The organism is Deinococcus multiflagellatus (genome assembly GCF_020166415.1).
Taxonomy (GTDB): Bacteria; Deinococcota; Deinococci; order Deinococcales; family Deinococcaceae; genus Deinococcus; species Deinococcus multiflagellatus.
Window position 1 is genome coordinate 35,038 of sequence record NZ_JAIQXV010000025.1, and the last position, 19,636, is coordinate 54,673.

Annotated in this window: 18 protein-coding genes; 10 read left to right on the plus strand and 8 right to left on the minus strand. The window is 70.4% G+C overall.

The annotated features are described in order from the left end of the window. Window positions 1–4: 4 nt before the first annotated feature. Both K7W41_RS20990 and rpmF read right to left on the minus strand, forming a co-directional pair. Window positions 5–1,036, minus strand: a complete 1,032-nt coding sequence (locus K7W41_RS20990) for a GGDEF domain-containing protein (protein ID WP_224612290.1) — start codon at window positions 1,034–1,036, stop codon at window positions 5–7. A gap of 137 nt (window positions 1,037–1,173) precedes the next feature. Then, window positions 1,174–1,356 (minus strand): 50S ribosomal protein L32, encoded by a 183-nt coding sequence (gene rpmF, locus K7W41_RS20995; RefSeq protein ID WP_107137128.1) that lies wholly within the window; start codon window positions 1,354–1,356, stop codon window positions 1,174–1,176. Between the two features lie 185 nt (window positions 1,357–1,541). Here rpmF and K7W41_RS21000 point away from each other — a divergent pair, with 185 nt between their 5' ends. The 9 genes from K7W41_RS21000 to K7W41_RS21040 all read left to right on the plus strand — a co-directional run bounded on the left by K7W41_RS21000 (window position 1,542) and on the right by K7W41_RS21040 (window position 10,444). Continuing rightward, window positions 1,542–2,192, plus strand: coding sequence for a trimeric intracellular cation channel family protein (locus tag K7W41_RS21000; protein WP_224612291.1), 651 nt, complete (start codon window positions 1,542–1,544; stop codon window positions 2,190–2,192). Window positions 2,193–2,668: 476 nt separating this feature from the next. Further along, a complete protein-coding gene (locus K7W41_RS21005) occupies window positions 2,669–4,006 on the plus strand; it encodes a deoxyribodipyrimidine photo-lyase (RefSeq protein ID WP_224612292.1) in 1,338 nt (445 codons plus the stop codon). 22 nt (window positions 4,007–4,028) lie between these two features. Then, window positions 4,029–5,042, plus strand: coding sequence for an MBL fold metallo-hydrolase (locus K7W41_RS21010; RefSeq protein ID WP_224612293.1), 1,014 nt, complete (start codon window positions 4,029–4,031; stop codon window positions 5,040–5,042). Beyond that, a complete protein-coding gene (locus K7W41_RS21015) occupies window positions 5,039–5,902 on the plus strand; it encodes a phosphotransferase enzyme family protein (RefSeq protein WP_224612294.1) in 864 nt (287 codons plus the stop codon). Before K7W41_RS21010 ends, K7W41_RS21015 begins: the two co-directional genes overlap by 4 nt. A 29-nt stretch (window positions 5,903–5,931) precedes the next feature. Then, complete coding sequence (trmH, locus tag K7W41_RS21020) at window positions 5,932–6,600, plus strand: tRNA (guanosine(18)-2'-O)-methyltransferase TrmH (protein ID WP_224612295.1); 669 nt, start codon at window positions 5,932–5,934, stop codon at window positions 6,598–6,600. 264 nt (window positions 6,601–6,864) lie between these two features. Further along, window positions 6,865–7,683 (plus strand): TerC family protein, encoded by an 819-nt coding sequence (locus tag K7W41_RS21025; protein WP_224612297.1) that lies wholly within the window; start codon window positions 6,865–6,867, stop codon window positions 7,681–7,683. Between the two features lie 123 nt (window positions 7,684–7,806). Beyond that, window positions 7,807–9,039, plus strand: coding sequence for a 2,3-bisphosphoglycerate-independent phosphoglycerate mutase (locus K7W41_RS21030; protein WP_224612298.1), 1,233 nt, complete (start codon window positions 7,807–7,809; stop codon window positions 9,037–9,039). 309 nt (window positions 9,040–9,348) lie between these two features. Further along, window positions 9,349–9,843, plus strand: a complete 495-nt coding sequence (locus K7W41_RS21035; RefSeq protein ID WP_224612299.1) for a hypothetical protein — start codon at window positions 9,349–9,351, stop codon at window positions 9,841–9,843. Between the two features lie 58 nt (window positions 9,844–9,901). Further along, a complete protein-coding gene (locus tag K7W41_RS21040; protein ID WP_224612300.1) occupies window positions 9,902–10,444 on the plus strand; it encodes an NIF family HAD-type phosphatase in 543 nt (180 codons plus the stop codon). 110 nt (window positions 10,445–10,554) lie between these two features. Here the strand turns inward: K7W41_RS21040 and K7W41_RS21045 are convergent, their stop codons facing one another. After that, window positions 10,555–11,982, minus strand: coding sequence for an aminotransferase-like domain-containing protein (locus tag K7W41_RS21045; RefSeq protein ID WP_224612301.1), 1,428 nt, complete (start codon window positions 11,980–11,982; stop codon window positions 10,555–10,557). A 98-nt stretch (window positions 11,983–12,080) separates the two neighbouring features. Between K7W41_RS21045 and K7W41_RS21050 the strand changes: the two genes are divergently transcribed. Then, a complete protein-coding gene (locus K7W41_RS21050; protein WP_224612302.1) occupies window positions 12,081–13,289 on the plus strand; it encodes a benzoate/H(+) symporter BenE family transporter in 1,209 nt (402 codons plus the stop codon). Between the two features lie 276 nt (window positions 13,290–13,565). On the opposite strand, the gene K7W41_RS21055 is transcribed toward K7W41_RS21050, so the two are convergent. From K7W41_RS21055 to K7W41_RS21075, 5 genes are all read right to left on the minus strand, one after another. After that, window positions 13,566–15,791: a hypothetical protein gene (locus tag K7W41_RS21055; RefSeq protein WP_224612303.1), complete on the minus strand. Its 2,226-nt coding sequence runs from the start codon at window positions 15,789–15,791 to the stop codon at window positions 13,566–13,568. After that, on the minus strand, window positions 15,778–16,545 hold the full coding sequence (locus K7W41_RS21060; protein ID WP_224612304.1) for a fimbrial biogenesis chaperone: 768 nt from the start codon (window positions 16,543–16,545) through the stop codon (window positions 15,778–15,780). The genes K7W41_RS21055 and K7W41_RS21060 overlap by 14 nt, the downstream gene beginning before the upstream one ends. Window positions 16,546–16,578: 33 nt before the next feature. After that, window positions 16,579–16,995, minus strand: a complete 417-nt coding sequence (locus K7W41_RS21065; protein ID WP_224612305.1) for a hypothetical protein — start codon at window positions 16,993–16,995, stop codon at window positions 16,579–16,581. A gap of 86 nt (window positions 16,996–17,081) precedes the next feature. Continuing rightward, window positions 17,082–17,648 (minus strand): hypothetical protein, encoded by a 567-nt coding sequence (locus K7W41_RS21070; protein WP_224612308.1) that lies wholly within the window; start codon window positions 17,646–17,648, stop codon window positions 17,082–17,084. A 745-nt stretch (window positions 17,649–18,393) separates the two neighbouring features. Then, window positions 18,394–19,569, minus strand: a complete 1,176-nt coding sequence (locus K7W41_RS21075) for a VLRF1 family aeRF1-type release factor (protein ID WP_224612310.1) — start codon at window positions 19,567–19,569, stop codon at window positions 18,394–18,396. Between the last annotated feature and the right edge of the window lie 67 nt (window positions 19,570–19,636).

Genomic DNA, 19,636 nt, shown 5'->3' on the forward strand with positions numbered 1-19,636 from the left:
TCCCTCACGCCAGGGTCAGGGCGCGCAATTCATGCAGCCCAGGCGTGTGCAGTTCGGCGCGGTCGCGGCCCCCCGCCTTGGCCACGTACAGCCGGGCGTCGGCCAGCTTCAGCAGGTCGCCCACCGCCGGGGCTTCGTGCAGCGTGGCGCCGCCCAGGCTGAGGGTCACGGTGACCCCGCCTGTCATGGGCGCGCCGCGCACCGCCTGTTGCAGCGCGGCGCTCAGGGCGTCGGCGGGCACGCCGGGGGAGAGCAGCACCAGAAATTCCTCGCCGCCCCAGCGCGCTGCCTCGCCGCGCCCGGCCAGGGTCCGGCGCAGCCGCGCGGCCACCTCGCGCAGCACCTCGTCGCCCGCGTCGTGGCCCAGGCGGTCATTGATGGCCTTGAAGCGGTCAATGTCCAGCAGCAGCGCCGCCGCGCCCTGTCCGGCCTGGGCGGCGCGCTGCAGGCGGTCCATCATGGCGCGGCGGTTGGGCAGGCCCGTCAGCGGATCGGTCAGGGCCAGCCGGGCGTAGGCGAGGGCCTCGGCGCGTTCCAGCGACACCGCCCGCCCAAAGGTGGACAGGTGCGCGGCCAGCAGCCCCACCAGCCCCAGTTCCCACAGCAGGGCCACGGCGCCGCCCCGCAGCGCCACGGCCACGCCGTAGGCCGCAAAAACCCCCAGCACGTAGGCCAGCGCCCCTGGCAGCGGCAGGGTGCTGAAGCCCGCCAGAAACAGAAAGCTGCCGGCAAACAGCAGCTGCGCGGGCACCTCGCCCCCGGGCGGCACCTTCAGCAGCTGGGCCAGCACCAGCCCCGTGGCGGCCAGCAACACCCCGTAGTCCACCCAGCGCCAGGGCACGCGCCGGGTCAGCAGCAGGGCCCAGGCGCCCGCGCAGACCAGGGCGCCCAGCAACGGCCAGTGCGCGCTGGCCCCCGGCTGCCCCAGCAGCAGCGCCCCCACCGCCAGCTGGATGACACTGGCCAGCCCGCTCACCCACAGGTACACCCGGCGGCGGTTGGCCTCCGTCAGGCGCCAGCGCGGCCGGGTGTTCATGGCCCCACCCTACGGGGGACCCCCTTCCAGTTTTCTCACGCATGGAAAGACTGAACGTTAAAGGATAAAGGCGCGTGCCTCAGCCACCAACAAAAAGTCCCCAGGCGTGAACCCGGGGACTGCTTGGCTGGGTGTGCTTAGACGGCGAGCACCTGGCGGCCGTCGTAATAGCCGCAGCTGGGGCAGATGTGGTGGCTGAGCTTCTTGGCGTGGCACTGGGGGCACTCGCTCAGGTTGGGGGCCACCAGGGCGTGGTGGCTGCGGCGCATGTCGCGCTTGCTCTTGCTGGTCTTCTTCTTGGGAACGGGGTGCTTGGCCATGTTGGGTTCTCCTGGGCCGCGCGGCGTTTGCTCGCCGGGGCGCGATTCTCGGGCCGCAGGGGGGCGCCCCCGGCCGAGACAACAGCCGGGAGTATACCATAAGCCGCCCAGGTGAAGCCACGGCCAGAACAGGGGGCGCCGTGGGGGAGGGCGGTGGACTGGGCGAGGCCCGCTACAGTGGGGCCGTGCACGAGCTGGAATGGTCGCCCATCACGCTGGAAGCGGGCCTGCGCGCCCTGGACCTGATTGGCGTGCTGGCCTTTGCCCTGTCGGGGGCGCTGCTGGCGGTGCGCAAGCGGTTCGACCTGTTTGGCGTGCTGGTGCTGGGCTGTGTGACGGCCGTGGGCGGCGGCGCCATCCGCGACACCCTGACCGGACAGACCCCGCCCCTCTTTCTGCGCGACGAGGCGTACCTGTGGGCGGCGCTGCTGGGCTCCGGGCTGGCGTTTCTGTTCGGGGCGCGGCTGGCCCGCTTTGAACGCACCCTGAGCGTGTTTGACACGGCCGGGCTGGCGCTGTTTGCGGCGTCGGGGGCTATTGGGGCGATCAACTTCGGGCTGGGGCCGCTGGGCGTGGTGTTTGCGGGCATGCTCTCGGGGGTGGGCGGCGGCGTGATCCGCGACCTGATTGCCAACGAGGTGCCGGAAATCATGTACCGCAGCGAGCAGCTGTATGCCACCGCCGCCGCTGCGGGCGCGCTGACGGTGTGGCTGCTGTACCCGCATGTCACGCCGTTTCAGGCGCAGTTTGGCGGGGCGCTGGTGGTGGCGCTGCTGCGCTGGCTCTCGCGCCGGGGCTGGGCCCGCCTGCCGGTGCGCCGCCTCCCCGAGGGCTGACAGCGGCTGCCAGCTCCACCCTCGGGCCAAGAACGCCCCTCAATTCCACTTCTGCCGCTGTCTTTTCCAGAGACTCACTGCGTTCGGCCCAGATGCATTGAGGGGAGATACCCTCAATGCATCTGGGCTCTGCTGTGAGAAGAAAGGGAAGCGCGAATCAAACAGGTCAATCGGAGCGGGAGAGAGCAATGGTTCGGCTGGTGTTCAAGCCTGGCAAGGGGGCAGGGGCGAGAACGTCAGCTGAGAGGTCGGGTTCCCCATCCCAGCCTCTGCGGGTCCCTCACAAGGAGGGAAAGCGAAAGAGTCGCGTTGATCGAGGCGCCCCGCCCCAGCTGAACCCGTCTGCAAAAACAGGGCTCGGGTGTGGTCTTGGCATCCCAGCCCCGTTCCCATTTCTGGGCCTTGCCGCCAGAAGCCACACCAGCGGTAAGCGGGCGTACAGGTGAGCGGGGCAGGCCCTGGTACAAGGGGAGGCCATGATTCACGATGCGCGTGTGCAGCCGCTGCGCCCCGGGGAAGCGGGCCGGCGCGGGTTCGTGTTGCTGTGGGTGCAGGCCAGCGTGCGGGTGCGCGACAACCACGCCCTGGAATACGCCGTGCAGGAGGCCAGCCGCCTGGACCTGCCGCTGGTGGCGGTCTTTGGCCTGACGCCCGCGTACCCCGAAGCCAACGCCCGGCACTACCTGTATCTCCTGGAGGGCCTGCGCGACCTGCGCCAGGGTCTGGCAGAGCGCGGCATTCCCCTGCGCGTGGCCCTGGGCACGCCGCCCGAGGTGGCCCTGCAAGCGGCGCAGGAAGGCGCGGCCCTGGTGGTCACCGACGTGGGCTACGTGCGCGTGGCGCGCGAGTGGCGGGCGTGGCTGGCAGGGCGGCTGACGGTGCCGCTGGTGCAGGTGGAATCCGAAGCCGTGGTGCCGGTGCGCGTGGCCAGCCCCAAGCTGGAGGTGGGCGCGCGCACCCTGCGCCCCAAACTACACCGCCTCTGGCACGAGTATCTGGTGCCCCTGGAGCCGCGCGAGCTGCGCCGCACCACCACCGACTGGGCCCTGGGCCTGGACCTGCACAGCCCCGCCGCGCAGGTCTCAGCCCTGCCCGTGGACCACAGCGTGCCCCCCGGCGCCGAGGAAGGCGGTGAGCACGCCGCGCTGGAGCTGCTGGAAGACTTCGTGACCCGCAAGCTGGAGACCTACCACCTGCGCCGGAGTGACCCCACAGTGGACGGCAGCAGCCGCCTGAGCGCCGCGCTGCACTACGGCCACCTCTCGCCCCTGACCGCTGCCCTGGCCGCCCGGGAGCACCCCGGCCCCGGCACGGACACGTTTCTGGAAGAGCTGATCGTGCGCCGCGAGCTGAGCTTTAACCTCTGCACCTACAACCCCGCCTATGACCGCTACGAGGGGCTGCCCGCCTGGGCCCGCGCCACCCTGGAAGAGCACGCCGGGGACCCGCGCGAGGCCCTGTACACCCGCGAGGAACTGGACGCCGCGCAGACCCACGACCCCTACTGGAACGCCGCCCAGCGCCAGATGACCCGCACCGGGCGCATGCACAACTACATGCGCATGTACTGGGGCAAGAAGGTGCTGGAATGGACCCCCACGCCCCAGGCCGCCTACGAAACGCTGGTGTGGCTGAACAACCGCTACGAGCAGGACGGCCGCAACCCCAATTCCTGGGCGGGCCTGGACTGGGTGTTCGGGCAGCACGACCGCCCCTGGGCGCGGCGCCCCGTGTTCGGGATGGTGCGCTCCATGACCGCCGCTGGCCTAAGGCGCAAGTTCGACGCCGATCTGTACGCGCGCCAGTGGGCGTAGGAGCGCCCTTACAGTGGAGCCCATGAGGGCCCCCAGCACCCCGGAGCTTGCCTGCCACACCACCGCCAGCGGCGCACGCCTATACACCCTGCCGCTGCGCGCCTTTGCGGGCCTGCGCGCCAATGCCTACCTGGCCGTGCAGGGCGACCCGGCGCGGCCCGATTACACCGCCCTGGTGGACACCGGCAGCGCCCAGCCAGACAGCGTGGCGGACCTGCAGGCGGCCCTGGCGGCGGTGCGCGCGGCGGGTGAGGCGGTGGCCTGGGAAACGCTGCGCCGCGTGGTGATCACCCATCCGCACCCGGACCATGCCGGCGGACTGGCCGCCGTGCGCGCCCTGAGCCCGGCCCCGGTGGCGGCGCACGAGTGGGCCGTGCCCATCCTGGAACATCCGGAAGAGCGGCGCGACGCCTGGACCGCCGCTGTGGACAGTCACCTGCGCTGGGCCGGGATTCCGCTGGACAGTGACTACGCCGCCCGGCTGCGGCGCCGGGGCCAGAACCTGATGCAGCCGCCTGCCGGGCCCGTGGAGGCGCTGCGGGACGGCGACCGGCTGGACGGCGTCTTTGAGGTGCTGCACACCCCCGGCCACGACGGCGCGCAGGTGTGCCTGCGGCTGGACGAGGTGCTGCTCAGCGCCGACCACCTGCTGCCCCACCACTCGCCGCCGCTGATGCCCGAGCGCTACCAGCGGGGCGCGGGGGTGCGCCACTACCTTGCCTCACTGGACCGGGTGGCCGCACTGCCGGGGCTCACGCTGGCCCTGGGCGGCCACGACGGCCCCATGCCCGATCCGCAGGGCCGCATTCAGGGCCTGCGGGCGCGGCTACAGGCCAAGCTGGCCGCCGCCCGCGCCGCTGCCCAGAGCCCCACCACCATCTTTGACCTCACCCACCGCCTGCACCCCACCCTGCGCCCGCTGCAGGCGATCTTGCTGCTGGACCAGACGGCGGCGTTGGTGGAATATCTGGTCGAAACTGGCGCGGTGCAGGCCGACACCCGGGACGACGGCGCCCTGCTGGTGCAGGCCCGGTGAGCGGGGCGCCGCCGCCCGGGATGCTGGCCCACTGGGACGTGAAAACTTCGAACCCCCTGGGGGGCCGCCTGAACCAGCACTGGGCGGTGAGGGTGCAGGGGGAGCGTGCCGCCTTGCGCCGCTGGCACGGCGACGAGGCCCAGGTGCGCTATGAAGCGGCCCTGGTGCAGCAGGTTTCAGGTCTGGGCTGGGCGGTACCCACGCTGCTGGCAGAGCCGCTGCTGGCCCAGGGCGCGTGGTGGAGCCTGCACGCCTGGGTGCCCGGCACGGCGCCCGCGCGTGAGGCCGCCCGGCAGCGGGGCCGCTGGCTGGCAGAGGTGCATGCGGCCTTTAAGGCCCTGCCCCCGCTGCCGCCGCGCCCCGGCTGGCGCCCTGCCCACGCCGTGCTGCTGGACCCAGAGACGGAGACCCTGCTGGACCGCTGCGAGGCCGCCCGGCCCGCTGAGGTGCGCCTGTACCGCTGGCACCTGCACCGGGCCCGCGCGGCGCTGCTGGCCCTGCCCCTTCAGGATCGCCCCAGCCACCTGCTGCACGGCGATTTCACCGCCTGGAACCTGCGCGCGCAGGGCGGGCGCCTGACGGGGCTGCTGGACTTTGAGCTGGCCCGCCCCGACGACCCGGTGGCCGAGTTCGCGCTGGCGTGGCGCGGCGTGCACGACGAGGTGGTGGCAGGCTACGACGACCTGCGCCCCCTGGGCGACGAGGCCCGCGCCCTGCTGACCCCGCTGTGGTGGGCCCACTTGCTGGAGGGCGCCACGCTACACCTGCGCGCCGGCACCCAGGACGACGGCTGGACCGCGCGCAAGCTGCAGGTGCGCTCGCCTCTGATGGGCCCGCTCGCCGCGCCCTACCCGGGCTGAGGGGGCCGGCTGCGGTACCCTGGAGCGTTATGACCCCGGAGCGTTACGCCAAGATTCTGCGCGTGCTGAGCAGGCGCCAGCCCACCCTGACGGTCCTGATGGACGAGGTGAACAAGCCCCACAACCTCTCGGCCATCGTGCGCACCTGCGACGCGGTGGGGGTGCTGCAGGCCCACGCCGTGCCCCCCCGGGGCGGCAAGCTGGCCGACTTTGAGGGCCACACTTACGAGGCCACCAGCGGCAGCGCCCACAAATGGGTGCCGGTGCAGCGCCACGCCGACGCCGTGCAGGCCGTGCGCGCGTTGCAGGCCCAGGGCTTTGCGGTGCTGGCCACCCACCTCTCGCAGCGCAGCGTGGACTACCGCGAGGCCGACTACACCCGCCCCACCTGCCTGCTGCTGGGCGCCGAGAAATGGGGCGTGTCGGATGAAGCCGCCGAGGCCGCCGACATGAACATCGTCGTGCCCATGTTTGGAATGGTGCAGAGCCTGAATGTGTCGGTGGCAGCGGCGACCATTCTGTTCGAGGCGCAGCGCCAGCGGCTGGCGGCGGGCCTGTACGACGCGCCCCAGCTGAGCCCCGAGCAGCTGAGGGCCTGGGCCTTTGAGTGGGCCTATCCGGAGCTGGCCCCCGCCTACCGCGAGCGCGGCGAAGCCTACCCCGCGCTGGACGAGCACGGCCAGATCGTGGGGGGCTGAGAGGGGAGACCGGGGGCATCCGGGTTTCCGAGTGTGCTGCCCCGGCATAGAGGTCTGTTCCAGCCACCGGATGCCTCCCTGGCGGACCAGACCGGTTGCGTGCAAATCGTTCATGAACCCTGAAGGGCGCCGCGCTGGGGTTCGCTAGACTGGGCAGCGCCGCGCCTCTTGAGCCGCCCTCCGAGGGGGCTGTGGGGCCAGAGGTTTTCAACACATGAACAAACTCGTGAAGCAGGCGGCCCACGCCGCCACCGGGGGCCGCTGATGTTTGGCCTGGAGATGCCGCCCATCAACGCCGAATTCTGGGCGATTCTGGGCACCCTGATTCTGCTGGAAGGCCTGCTCTCGGCCGACAACGCGCTGGTGCTGGCCGTGATGGTCCGCCACCTGAAGGGCGACCTGCAGCGCAAGGCCCTGGCTTACGGGATTGGCGGGGCCGTGGTGCTGCGCATTCTGGGCGTGCTGCTGGCCAGCTACATCCTGGAATACTGGTGGCTGCGCGCCTTTGGGGCGGCGTACCTCGCTTACCTGGCCATTTCCCACTTCGTCAAGCAGCGCAGCAGTGAGGACGAGGCGGACGGCAAAGCCAAGGGCCGGGGCTTCTGGGCCACGGTGGTGCTGCTGAACCTCACCGACCTCGCCTTCAGCGTGGATTCCATTCTGGCGGGCGTGGCGCTCATTCCGCGCGGCATGCCCCGCGAGCAGGGCCTGACCATCGTGGTGTTCGGCGGGATTATCGGCCTGATCCTGATGCGAATTGCCGCCACGGTCTTCCTGAAGCTGCTGAACAAATACCCGGCCTTTGACCACGTGGCCTACGCGCTGGTGGGCTGGATCGCCGTGAAGCTGGGGCTGGAAACACTGGAAGCCGCCCACGAGATCTACCCGGCGGTGCCCTACTGGCACATGCCCCCGGTGATCTTCTGGGGCATGATGGCCGCCATTGCCGTGATCGGCTCCTTCCTGGCCACGCGCAAGCCCGCCATGTCCGACGCGGCGGCTGGCGCCCGTGCCAACGCCGTGGTGGACGAATTTGACGACACGGTGGCCGACGCCTCCGACGGCCGCATAGACGGGCGCTGAGCCCAGCGCACCTGACCACGCTCACGCGCGGGCCGCTTTCCCCAGGGAGGCGGCCCGCGCCGCTGTGGCCTTGCCCATATGCCCTGACCTGCCGCCTTTGGGACCAGCGTTACACTGGCCCGCATGAGCGACCAACTGGACACCATCCGCAGCCTCGCCAAGAAGACCGACAGCAAGATTCTGATGGTCGTGCTGGACGGCGTGGGCGGCCTGCCGCTGACCGTGAACGGCGACAGCGAACTGGCCGCCGCCAAGACCCCCAACCTGGACGCGCTGGCCGCGCAGAGCCAGCTGGGGCAGGTGGAACTGGTGGGCGCCGGCATCACGCCGGGCAGCGGCCCCGGGCACCTGAGTCTCTTTGGCTACGACCCCCTGAAGTACGTGGTGGGGCGCGGCGCCCTCTCGGCCGTGGGCATCGGCGTGAAGCTGGCCGCAGGCGACGTGGCCGTGCGCGGCAACTTTGCCACCCTGGGCGAGGGCCGCGTGGTGCACGACCGCCGCGCCGGGCGCCCCAGCGACGCCAAGAATGCCGAGATCGTGGCCCGGCTGCGCGCCGCCATCCCCGAGATCGAGGGCACCCCGGTGGAGATCTACACCGAAAGCGAGCACCGCTTCGTGGTGGTGTTCCGCGCCCAGGGGGGCACGCCGCTGGGCGCGGGCCTCAGCGATGTGGACCCGCAGGCCACCGGCGTTCAGCCCCTCGTGGCCCAGGCGCACGACGAGGCCAGCGGGCGCACGGCCGCACTGGTCAACGCCTTTGTGGCCCGCGCCGAGGCTGCCCTGGCGGGCGAGCCCCAGGTGAACGGCGTGCTGTTCCGGGGCTACAGCGACGTGCCGCACTTCCCGTCCTTTGACGATGCGTACGGGCTGCGCGCCGCGTGCATTGCCAGCTACCCCATGTACAAGGGGCTGGCGAGCCTCGTGGGCATGGACGTGCTGGAAGTGCAGGGCACCGAAGACGCCCTGGACGGCAAGGTGCAGGCGCTGGGCCAGCACTGGGCCGACTACGACTTCTTCTACTTCCACGTCAAGAAAACCGATTCTGCCGGTGAGGACGGCGATTTTGCCGCCAAGGTGAAAAAGATCGAGCTGTTCGACGCCCTGCTGCCGCAGCTGCTGGCCCTCAAGCCCGACGTGCTGGCGATTGTGGGCGACCACAGCACCCCCAGCAAACTCGCCACCCACTCGTGGCACCCGGTGCCCCTGCTGATTCACAGCGAGTACGGCCGCAAGGACACCGCCGCCCGCTACACCGAGGAAGAAGCCCAGAAGGGCAGCCTGGGCCTGCGCCGGGGCACAGATGTCATGCCGCTGCTGATGGCCAATGCCCTGAAACTGAACAAGTACGGCGCCTGACCGTTGCTCCCAGGGGCACGGCAGAGGACACTCTGAACGGCTCAGACTGAAAGCCGCGAAGATTCGGAAAAGGCAGCGGCCCCAGCGGAAGGGAGGGGCCGCTGTTGGGGCGCACCCGCAGCGTGGCCCCGGCTCGGCAGCCGCTGGGCTACGCCTGCACCCACAACGGCAGGGCTCCGGCCCCTTTGCCCCACTCTTTCCCTGAAAATCAGCTCAAGGGCGAAGGCCAATGGGTGTCAGGTCACGGTCAGTTTTGCGCGGCAAGGTGGAGGCCTTGGGTGGCCCTGCGGCCACCGGGAGGGAATGTCTATGCGAAAAGCCCTGATCGTGGCCGCGCTGCTGCTGACCCCAGCCGGCGCCCAGACCCTGAGCGTGAATATCAGCGCCAGCGTGCCCTACCCCCAGATTCTGCAGACGGCGGCCAATGTGGCGCAGCTGCTGTCGCAGGGGGTGCAGGTGTCGTTCCTGACCCCGGGCAGCCAGCCGGCCGCCACCCTGAGCCCCAGCGGCAGCCTTGTGGTGAACCCCGCGTCGCCGGATGGCACCCGCCTGACCCAGGTGCAGGTGACCACCCCCACCCCCAGCGGTCCCATCCGCGAGATTTACCCGCTGGCCCAGCCGCTCACCGTGGGCCAGAATGTGCAGCCCCAGAGCATTGTGGTGCGCGGCCAGGACGGCACAGCCCGCCCCCTGACGAGCGTGATGGGCCGCCAGGCCGCCTGGGCCAAGGCCCCGGGCCTGCAGAAGAAGCCCGGCGGGATGCCCCCGGGGCAGTACAAGAAGGCCCAGGGCAGCAAGAAATAACCGGCCCCCCTCGTCCCCGCCCCTTCCCACATGGGCGGGGGCTTTGCCATGCTGGGGCGTGCTCCTGCCCCGCCCGCTACTGGTGCTGGACCTGGATGAGACCCCCTGGCACGGCGAGCTGGGCGAGGCCACCCAGGTCACCTTTGCGCTGCGGCCCCACCTGGGCTTTTTTCTCCAGGCCGTGGCCCAGGCCTACGATCTGGCGGTGTGGACCGCCGCCGGCAACGACTGGCTGCAGGCAGGGTTACAGGCGATCAAGCACGAAACGGGGGTGGATCTGGCGGCCCAGGCCGTCTTTCTCTGGGACCGGGGGCGCTGCACCTGGCGCCGGGACGAGGCCGGCGCACTGCACTTCCGCAAGCCGGCCCGCAAGTTCCGGGCCCGGTGGCTGCGCGCCCGGTATCCCCGCGAGCGGATTCTGGCGGTGGACGACCTGGCCGCGAACTATGCCTGCGGGTATGGCCACCTCGTGCGCGTGACCCCCTGGACCGGCGCCCCCGACGACACCGAACGGCTGGACCTCGCCCGGTATCTGCTGCAGATTGCCCCCGTCCCGGACCTGCGCGCCTTGGAAAAGCGCGGCTGGCGCGCCCGGCTGTAAAGGTGGAGTGGGGGCGAGGCAGCGGCGACGGCCGAGGCGGCTGGCGCCCTGACCCTCTCTGTCAAGGCCTCGGGCTGTAGCCGCAGGGCCACAGCTGCCGCACCCTGCCCCTAAGCCAGCCCGCCCTGGCCGCCCCGGCTCTGAAACGAGACCCAGGCGGCCTTCAGGCGCGCGGCGGCTTCGGGCAGGCGGGCGGGGTCCAGGGTAAAGGGCAGGCGCAGGTAACGGTCGGGCAGGGGCGAGACCCCCATGCTGGCGCCCGGGAACAGCCGCAGGCCGTGGCCCGCGGCGTGGTGGGTAAAGCGGCTGGCGTCGGGGGTGGGCAGCTGCACCCACAGAAACTGGCCGCCGCGCGGCACCTCAAAGTGCCACTCCGGCAGCTCGGCGCGCAGCAGCCCGGCCAGCAGGTCGCGGGCCGGGGTCACGGCCTCGCGGCGGGCGCGGCGCAGCCCCGGCAGGTCGGCCAGCAGCTGCAGGGCGGCGTGCTGCGCCATCAGGCTGCCGCCAAAATCGGCCAGGGTCTTGGCCTGGGCCAGCGGCGCGGCCAGCGGGGGCGGCAGGCGCATCCACCCCACCCGCAGCCCCGCCCAGTACAGCTTGGAGAGCGAGCCCACGTTGATGATCGGGGCCTGCGGCGCAAAGGCGCTGATGCGGGGCGGCGGCGGCTCGTCGGTAAAACCCAGGTCCAGCAGCGTGTCGTCTTCCAGGGTGGGCAGCGCGCGGTCGTGCAGAAAGGCGGCCAGCCGTTCGCGGGCGCGTGCGGGCAGCACCTGCCCGGTGGGGTTCTGAAACGTGGGGGTCAGGAACGCGAGGCGCGGGGCGTGCGCGGCGGCCAGCCGCATGAAAGTGTCGGCCTGCAGGCCGTGGCCTTCGACCGGCACCCCCACCAGCTCGGCCCCGGCGGCGCGCATCACGTCAATGGCGCCGAAGTAGGTGGGGGTTTCCAGCAGGGCCACGTCGCCCCGGCGCAGCAGGGTAGCGGCACTCAGGGCAATGGCCTGCTGGGCGCCGCTGGTCACCACCACCTGCTCGGGCCGGGTGGGCAGGCCGCCCTTGGTATACAGCTCGGCCAGCAGGGCGCGCAGGTCCGGCAGGCCGTGGGGGTGATACACGCTCTCGCCAAAGGCGTGCTGGCTGGCGCGGCGCAGCTGCTCGCGCTGGGCATCCGTGAGCAGTGGCACCGCAATCGTGAAGTCCAGATCCGGGGCCGCGCCCTCGGCCACGGGCGTGCGCAAGGTCAGCAGCGGCGCCGTGCGCGGGGCACCGGCCGACACCCGGGTGCCGCTGCCCACCCGCCGGGTGAGCCAGCCGCCTGCCGTCAGTTCCTCGTAGGCCGTGACCACGGTGGCGCGGCTAACCCCCAGCAGGGCCGCCAGTGGCCGCTCGGCGGGCAGGCGTTCGGCGGGGGCCAGTTCGCCGCGCTCAATGGCGGCGCGCACCTGGGCCTGCAGGCGCCCATGCAGTGGCCCCGGGTGCTCACGCCAGCCGCGCAGCAGGGCGGTCCAGCGCGGGGCATCAGGCCAGGATGGGGCGGGCATGCCCCCAGGGTACAGGCCAGTGCCGTGCAGACAAGCAGGCCAATTTCCAGGCCATTGCCCCTCCCATACAGGCCAATGCCGGGCGCACACTGGGCCGCATGACCACTGCGCGCGCCCGCTGGCGGCCCCTCACCTTCTGGCAGGACAGCCACCCCAGCGCCGTGCTGGCGGGTGCGGTGGCGGTGCTGATCGGCTGGGCCGGGCCCAACGTCCTGATCTCCGCCGTGGCCCAGGCCGCCGACCTGCCCAGCAGCGTCGCCATGTCGTGGCTGTGGGCGCACGCGGTGTTTGCCGGCGTCACGGGCATCGTGCTCAGCCTGCGCACCCGCATGCCCATCCTGAGCACCTGGAGCACCCCCGGGATCGCCTTTCTGGTCACCGCCCTGCCCGGCATCCCTTTCCCCGAGGCGGTGGGGGCTTTTCTGCTCTCGGGCCTGCTGGTGTTTCTGTTGGGGGCCTTTCCGCCGCTGGTGCGCGCCCTGCAGGCCATGCCGGCGCCGCTGGCCGCCGCGCTGAACGCCGCCATTCTGCTGCCCTTCGCTTTCCGCGCCCTGCAGGCGTTCGGCGAGGCGCCGGCCCTGGTGGGCGTGATGATCGCGGCCTTTTTTCTGCTGCGGCCAGTCGCGCCGCGCTGGGCGGTGGCGGGCGTGCTGCTCAGCGGCGTGGTGGCCACTGCGGTGCTGGGCCTGGGGCACCCGGCGCCGCTGACCCTGGCCCTCACCCGCCCCGAATTCGTGTGGCCCCAGTTCAGCCTGCACGCCACCCTGAATCTGGCGTTGCCGCTGACCGTGCTGGCCTTTACCGGGCAGTTCGTGCCGGGCTTCGGGGTGCTGAAAACCAACGGCTATGAACCCGCCCCCGGGCCCATCCTGCGGGCCTGTGGGCTGGCGAGCCTGGGCGCGGCCGTCTTTGGCTGCCACAACCTGACGCTGGGGGCGCTGCTGGCGAACATCGTGAGTGGCCCCGACGCCCACCCGGCGGCCGACAAACGCTACGTGGCTGCCGTCTGGGCGGGCGCCCTGAACATTCTGGTGGGTCTGTTCGCAGGGACCTTCCTGCACCTGATGGGCCTGCTGCCGCCCCAGGCCCTGGCCGCCCTGGCGGGACTGGCGCTGCTGTCGGCCACCGGCAACAGCCTGCACGCGGCGTTTCAGGGGGCGGCGGCCGGCAGTCTGGCGGCCCCGGTGGTGCTGGCGGTGACCCTCAGCGGCGTGGCGCCCCTGGGCATTGGCGCGGCTTTCTGGGGCATTCTGGCGGGGCTGGCTGTGTACGCCCTGGAACGCCGCAGCTCTCAGGCCACCTCCTGACCCTGGCAGACTCCCGGGGCCAGCTCGCCCTCTTGACAGTTCGCCCAGGACCCGCTATCCTTATGCTTCTGGTCCGACGGGGCCGTGCAGTGCAAGCCACGACCTTCCACGCGGAAGAGGGCACAAGTGCACTTGAGGGAGGCGTCCACCTCTAGGATTGACAAAAACACGGACGCGCGAGCAGAGGCGATTGGCCGGTCACCCCGGCGCCTTTGAACCACAAGCAAACGCGGCTTCCCGAAAGAGGGAAGCCGCTGCTGCTTTGGCTGGGTGGGTTCAGGGGGCCGGCAGGGCCGCGCAGGTGGCGGCCTCAGCGCCGGGCTCCAGGCGCAGCGCGCAGCGGCGCGTGCCGTCCTGGCTGCGCAGTTCGCCCGTGCGCGCAGTGGTGCTGCGGCGCACGAGGCCGTAGCCTTCGTCGTCCAGCGGAATCCGCTCGCCGTCCAGGTACAGGTCGGCGTCGGCAGCGAACTCGCCGGGCGCCCAGGCAAAGCGCACAAAAGTGGACACGGTGAAGTTGCCCCGCCAGTCCACCAGGGTCAGGCCGGTGGGGGCGGGCACCACGTTCAGGCCGCCCTCGGCCACCGCTACGCCCAGCGGCACCTCGGGGCTGTTCACCCGGATGCCCAGCACCTGCCCGGGCCGCACCTCGGTGATCAGCAGGTCGCCGTTGGCATCGGTGGTCACCACCCCGGTGCCGTCCACGATCAGGGACAGGCGCGGCACGCCGGTGCGCAGGTACACCCCGCGCAGGGCCAGCACCGGGTTCAGGCGCACCTCGCCGCCCAGCAGGCTCAGGGCGCCGCTGAGTTGCCCCGAGGCCGCGCGCGTGCTGGCCAGCAGGTCCAGTTTCACACCCTGGTTTAGGCTGTACCCCAGGATCAGATCGCCGGGTTCGGCGGTCAGGCTGATGTTCTGGGCGGGCGAAAGCTGGTAGGCCACCGTGGCGCTGGGGGCGATGCGCCCCGGGCTCAGGTTCACCGAGCCGCCCGCCTGCAGGGCCGGCGAGAACACGTAGCTGCCGCGCAGCTGCACCCGGTAGCCGCCGGGCAGGGCGGCAGCATTCAGGGTCACCGAGCCCCGGTCCATGACGGCGCGGGTTACGCCCACCTCGGCCTCCCAGGTGCCGGGCGCAAAACTGCTGCTCAGGCGGCCGTTGAAGACCCAGGGTTTGGCGTCGTAGTTGGCCCGGACCGCCACGTTGCCGGCGGCGCGGTTTTGCAGGGGCAGGGCGGCGCTGGCATTCAGGGCCAGCGGTCCGCGCACGTAGTCAGCCCCGGCGCTCACCGTGACCTGTACCGGGGGCGGCACCGGGTCTTCGGGGGCGGGGTTGGCTTTTGGCGCTGGGCGGGCCACGGCCACGCCCAGGTTGCCGCTCAGGGCCTGCCCTTCAGGCATGTTCGGCGCACTGGCCCGCGCCTGCACCGAGGCGCCCAGCGCGCCACTGGTCGAGCCCTGCACCTGCCCCTGCAGCAGCAGGTTGGGGGTGGGGGCGCCCTGCACCGCCAGTTCGCCGCCCCACTGGCCCCCGGTGCGGCCCACCTGGGCGCGGGCCAGCAGGCCGCCGCCCGGCAGTCCGGCGGTGGCGGGCACCTCCAGCACCTGCTCCCGAATGCCGCTGTCGCTCTCAATCAGCAGGCGAATGGTCTGGCGGCCCTGGCCGCTGAGGGGAATATTCAGCAGCGAGATCTCGCCCCCCGCCACCGACAGGCTGCCCAGCAGGGTGGTGTTCACAAACACGGCGATCTCGGCCGGGCTGTCCAGTTGCAGGGTCAGGCGCGGGTAGACGCGCTGCACATTGCGCGCGTACGTGGCCGTGACGCCGGCATACTCCGGGGCAGAAAAGCCCACCTGCCCGGTGCCGGGGGTGGCGTTGTAGGCGGCGTACAGCGAGAGCTCCGGCGTCACCGAGAACTGGGCCGTGGCCCGCAGCTGCGTGCGCGCGCCGTCGAGGGTGCGGGTGTACAGCGCGCCCACGTAGCCGGTCAGGCCCTTGACTGCGCCGCCCGCGCCCACATAGGCCTGCGTGGTCGTGAAGCTGGTGGCGGGTGTCTCCGGGGGCCGCTCGCCGCGCAGGTCGTAGGTGAGGGTGGTGCGGGCGCCAAAATCCACCCCAAAAGCCGGCACCACGGGCGGAGGCTCGCGGCGCAGCGCCGTACTCACGTCAATATCCCGCGTGCCCAGGCGGGCGGGCGCGGGGCGAATCAGCAGTTCCTGGGTGTCCTCGCGGTAACTCAGGGTCAGGTCTGGGTTCAGGCGCAGGTAGCGCACGCCGTCGCACAGCACTTCGGCGGCGATGTAGGGGGCCTCGGCCGGGCGCAGCACCTCGGGGGGCAGCAGGGCGTCGGTCACGCGGGTGCCTTCGCGGCTCAGGCGCACCACCACCGTGCCGCGTTCCGAGGCGCCCACGCGCACGGTCAGCAGCTCTTCGGGGGCTTCGCAACTGGCTGCCGCCTGCCCCAGGGCCAGCAACCCCAGCAGCGCGGCCCGCTTAAGGAAGGGCAACCGTCTGCACCAGGGTCTGCCCGTCCTCGCCGGTGTAGCGGATGGTCAGGGGCCCGCTCTTGTTCCCCAGCCCCACCAGGGTGAGGGTCTGGCTGCTGCCGGCCAGCGCCGAAATGGCCTGCATGCCCAGCGAGGCCCCGCCGCGCGAGAGCGTGACATTGCGGTAGATGGCGCGGCGCTGCCCGGCGTTTTGCACCGTGAGCACCACGTTCTGGCCGCTGTCCTGCGCCGTGAACTGCACCTTGGGCGTCGCCCCAGGCTGGGTGACGTAAATAGGCAGCGAAAAGGTCATGGTCAGGTTCAGCCCTGCCTTGGCGTCCTTGCTCAGATCGGCGCTGACCTTGGGCAGATCCACACCCTCAATCGCTTCCTGCTGCACCAGCAGGCGGTAGGACAGCTCGGTGTCGCCGGGCTTCTTGCGCAGGCCCACGCGGATCACCTGCGAGCCGCCGGGCTTGACGGTGAACGACGCCGGATTCACGATCAGGTCGCGGGTGTCGAGCAGCACCAACTGGCCGCCCTCCACTTTCCAGACGCGGGGCACCACGGTAAAGCGCGCTGGGGCCGCCGTGCTGTTGATCATGGTGGTTTCGGCCACCAGATTCTTGGTGGCGTCCATCTGCAGGGTGGTGGGGCTGAACCCAAAACTCTGCGCCCCCGCTGCACCTCCCAGACTCAGAGCAGCGGCCGAGAGCAGCGCCGCGCGCAGCCACAGGTGGGCGGCACGCGGCCGGTGGGGAAGGGAGGTGGGCACAGCAGGTGTCTCCTTAAAAAGGGGTGGGGCCGCTCAGGGCCGCACAGGGCGAAGAAGCAGGGTCAGGTGCAGGTCGTAGTCGCCCACGGGCACCCACTGGTCGGCCGCGAGGCGCAGCGGAAACGACAGCGTCTGTGTGCCCATGATACGCAGGCCCGTGCGCAGCGGTGCGGCGCTGGGCACCGTTAGCGCCAGGGCTTCGCCCCGGCCACGCAGCGAGAGCAATAGGTCGTCGCCAGACACGCGCAGGGCCGGGCCTTCGAGTTCCAACACGGCCTCGTCGCCCGGGTCCTGGCACAGCACGGTGATGTTCAGTTGCCCCAGGCTGGCTTGCTGCGCCGAGTAGGCGGGCAGCTGCACCTGCGCCTGCTGCACCACACACGCGGCGCGGGCGCTGCCCAGGGCAGCGGCGCTGAGGCAACACAGCAGGGTGGTCAGCAGGCGGTTCATCAGCGGCGTACCTCGGGAGTATCAGAAGGGCGAAGCGGGCGGCTGGTCGCCAGAGAGGCTGACCGGCACGCCCGCTGGGGAGTGATTTAGTACTCGACGGTGACGTTCACGGTGCCGACGTAGTCGCCCACCATGGACTCAAACTGTCCGGCCGTGGGGGTGAAGCTGGCGGTCAGGAAGTAGGTGTCGCCGTTGCCACCGGCCACGTTCTGCTTGTTGAAGATGATGCTGTAGGCGCCGTCCAGCGTCTTATTGTCGTCGTTGTAGTTGTTGGCGCCAGCCTGGGGCTGCAGGCGCAGGCTCATGATGCCCGTCAGCACCACGTTGGAGGACGCGGGCGAGTCAATCTGGCCGGTGAAGCTGCCGCTGGTGTTGCTGGCAGTGGCGTCCTTCATGGCTGCGGCGCGGATGGTCACGCCCGTACCGGTCTGGCAGCGCATGATGGGCGCGGTCCCGGTCGAGATGTTCGAGGCCTGGGGGGTGCCCATGGTGCCGTTGTAGGTGGGCACGACGCTGTTGGTGTAGCTGGGGTTCATGGCCACGGCGCAGCCGGACACCACAGTGGTGCGGAAGTTCAGGTTGGTGCTGCTGCTGCTGGCGGCGCTTGCAACGCCCAGGGTCATGGCCACGGCGGTCATCAGTGCTTTTTTCATAACATCCTCCCGTTTGCAAGGACCCCCGCAGTGACACTCCCCTGCCACGCTCCTGATGAGCGGTGATCCCTGCGCAACAAGGTCACTTTAAGGAAACCCAAATCCACTGTCAACCAAAGTTTTTGCCGTCTGGATGGGCTTGGACGCAAAAAACTACCCCCATGAACGTTAAAATAAACGGCAGAATTTTAACGTTCAGATGAGAAAAGGTGCCTGTCGCCGCCCTCACGCATCTCTGGGGGCGTCCAACGTAAAAGCAACGTAAAAAATCCTGGTGGCCCGTACGAAAAGTCCCCCGGCGGGGGGGTGGGGTGTGCCGGCACAGGGCGGCTGCTCTGTCCCTGGGCGCAGCCGGGAAGGAAACACGTCCTCAGAGCGGTCACCAGATGACCGCAAGGATTTACCTGCAGGTGATGTGGGTGCGAGCAAAGCGAGTGACCGCCACAGACAGCGGTTGGCGTGGCGTTGAGGACGGTTCCTTGCTCCTCTGGGCGCAACAGATGACCGCTGTCATACGCCGTTTGGGCCAAGTCCCGTGGAGCAGGCACGCCCCACCCGCATCTGGGGTGAGGCGCCGCCTGTGGCCGCTTCATACGGCTTCCGGATGATCTGTTTCAGCCCCTGCGCTTCGCTCCGGTGCGTCCACGCCTCTGGGTCACCGCTTTTCCTGCTCTGCTGCGCCGCTCTGCGCGGCCCTCCGGTCGGGTGAATCCCTTGTTCCACAACCCATGAACCGGAATCCTTATCAGTACCGCACCAATCCGGCCAGCCCGCCAAATTCCCGCACCAGTCGCTGAGCGTGCTCGCCGTGCACCCGGCGCACCTCAATGCCGTACAGGTCTGTCAGGTCGGGCAGCAGTTCTTCCAGGGTCACCCGTTCCATCAGGCTGTCGTCCAGCGGGCTGTGGGGCACGTCCTTGCGGCTGGTGAAGTAGGGCACCTCGCGGTTGTGGCTGCGGTACAGGTGCAGCTGCGAGCCGTCTTCGGGGATGACCAACTGGTACACCCGGGCCTCCTGCAGCAGTTCCAGCACCCGTTCCATCTCCATCACGCCGCGTTCCTGGACCTCGTTCAGCAGGGCCTGTTCGGCGCGGTGCCGGTGCTCGGTCAGGAACGGCTGAATTTTCTCCAGAATCTCGGCCGGGTTCACCCAGCCGGCGCCGCCCGTCACATTGGTTTCGCCAATGACCTCAAACGGCGCTTTTTCGGGCAATTCGGCCTTGAATTCCGCCACCCGCTGCACCGGGCCCACCAGCACCAGGGCGCCAATCTCGGCGCGGGTCAGCAACTCGGTCAGTTCGGCGGCGATGCGGTTGTAAAAGCGCTGCTGAATGGCGGCCTCGCGGTTCTCGAACAGGTCGGTGCCGCTGTCGCTGCGCGGACCGCTGCCGGGTTGCCCGCGCCCCGCCCCGCCGCTGCCCGGCGCCCCCGGCACATGGCGCGTGCCGGACACCATGGTGTCCCAGCGGTCGCCGTCGTCCAGGCGCACATTCTCTTCTCGGCGCAGTTCCAGCAATTCGCCCTGGCGCAGCAGAAACAGCCGCGCCCATTCCCGGTCCACGGCCAGCACCGCCGCCGAGGGCATCAGGTCCAGCAGGCCCGCCAGCAGCGACTTGAGTGGGCGGCCATAGTGAAAGCGTTCAGGCAGGTCCGCTTGAATGTCGTGCCGCTCGAAAAAGTCGGCCCCCACCACATACAGCGCACTTTTTCCTGAACTGGTGCGCGCCTGCCCCAGGTCTTCAAGCACCTGAGTCATGACGGTGGGGGGCACGCCCGCGCCCTGCATCGCCAGCTTGACGCGGGTCTGCAGGCCCGTGCCTTCGTTGTCGGGCAAGGTGGGGTTGTCGTTGATGACCCCCATGAACACCATGGTGTTGTCTGGAAGCTGCTGGATCCGGCGAATGGCGGTTCTGGAAATCATGTGGCCATTGTTGGGACGTGCCCCTGGTTGCAGCCGTGCAGTTGCCGAACTGACTACCAGTCAAAAC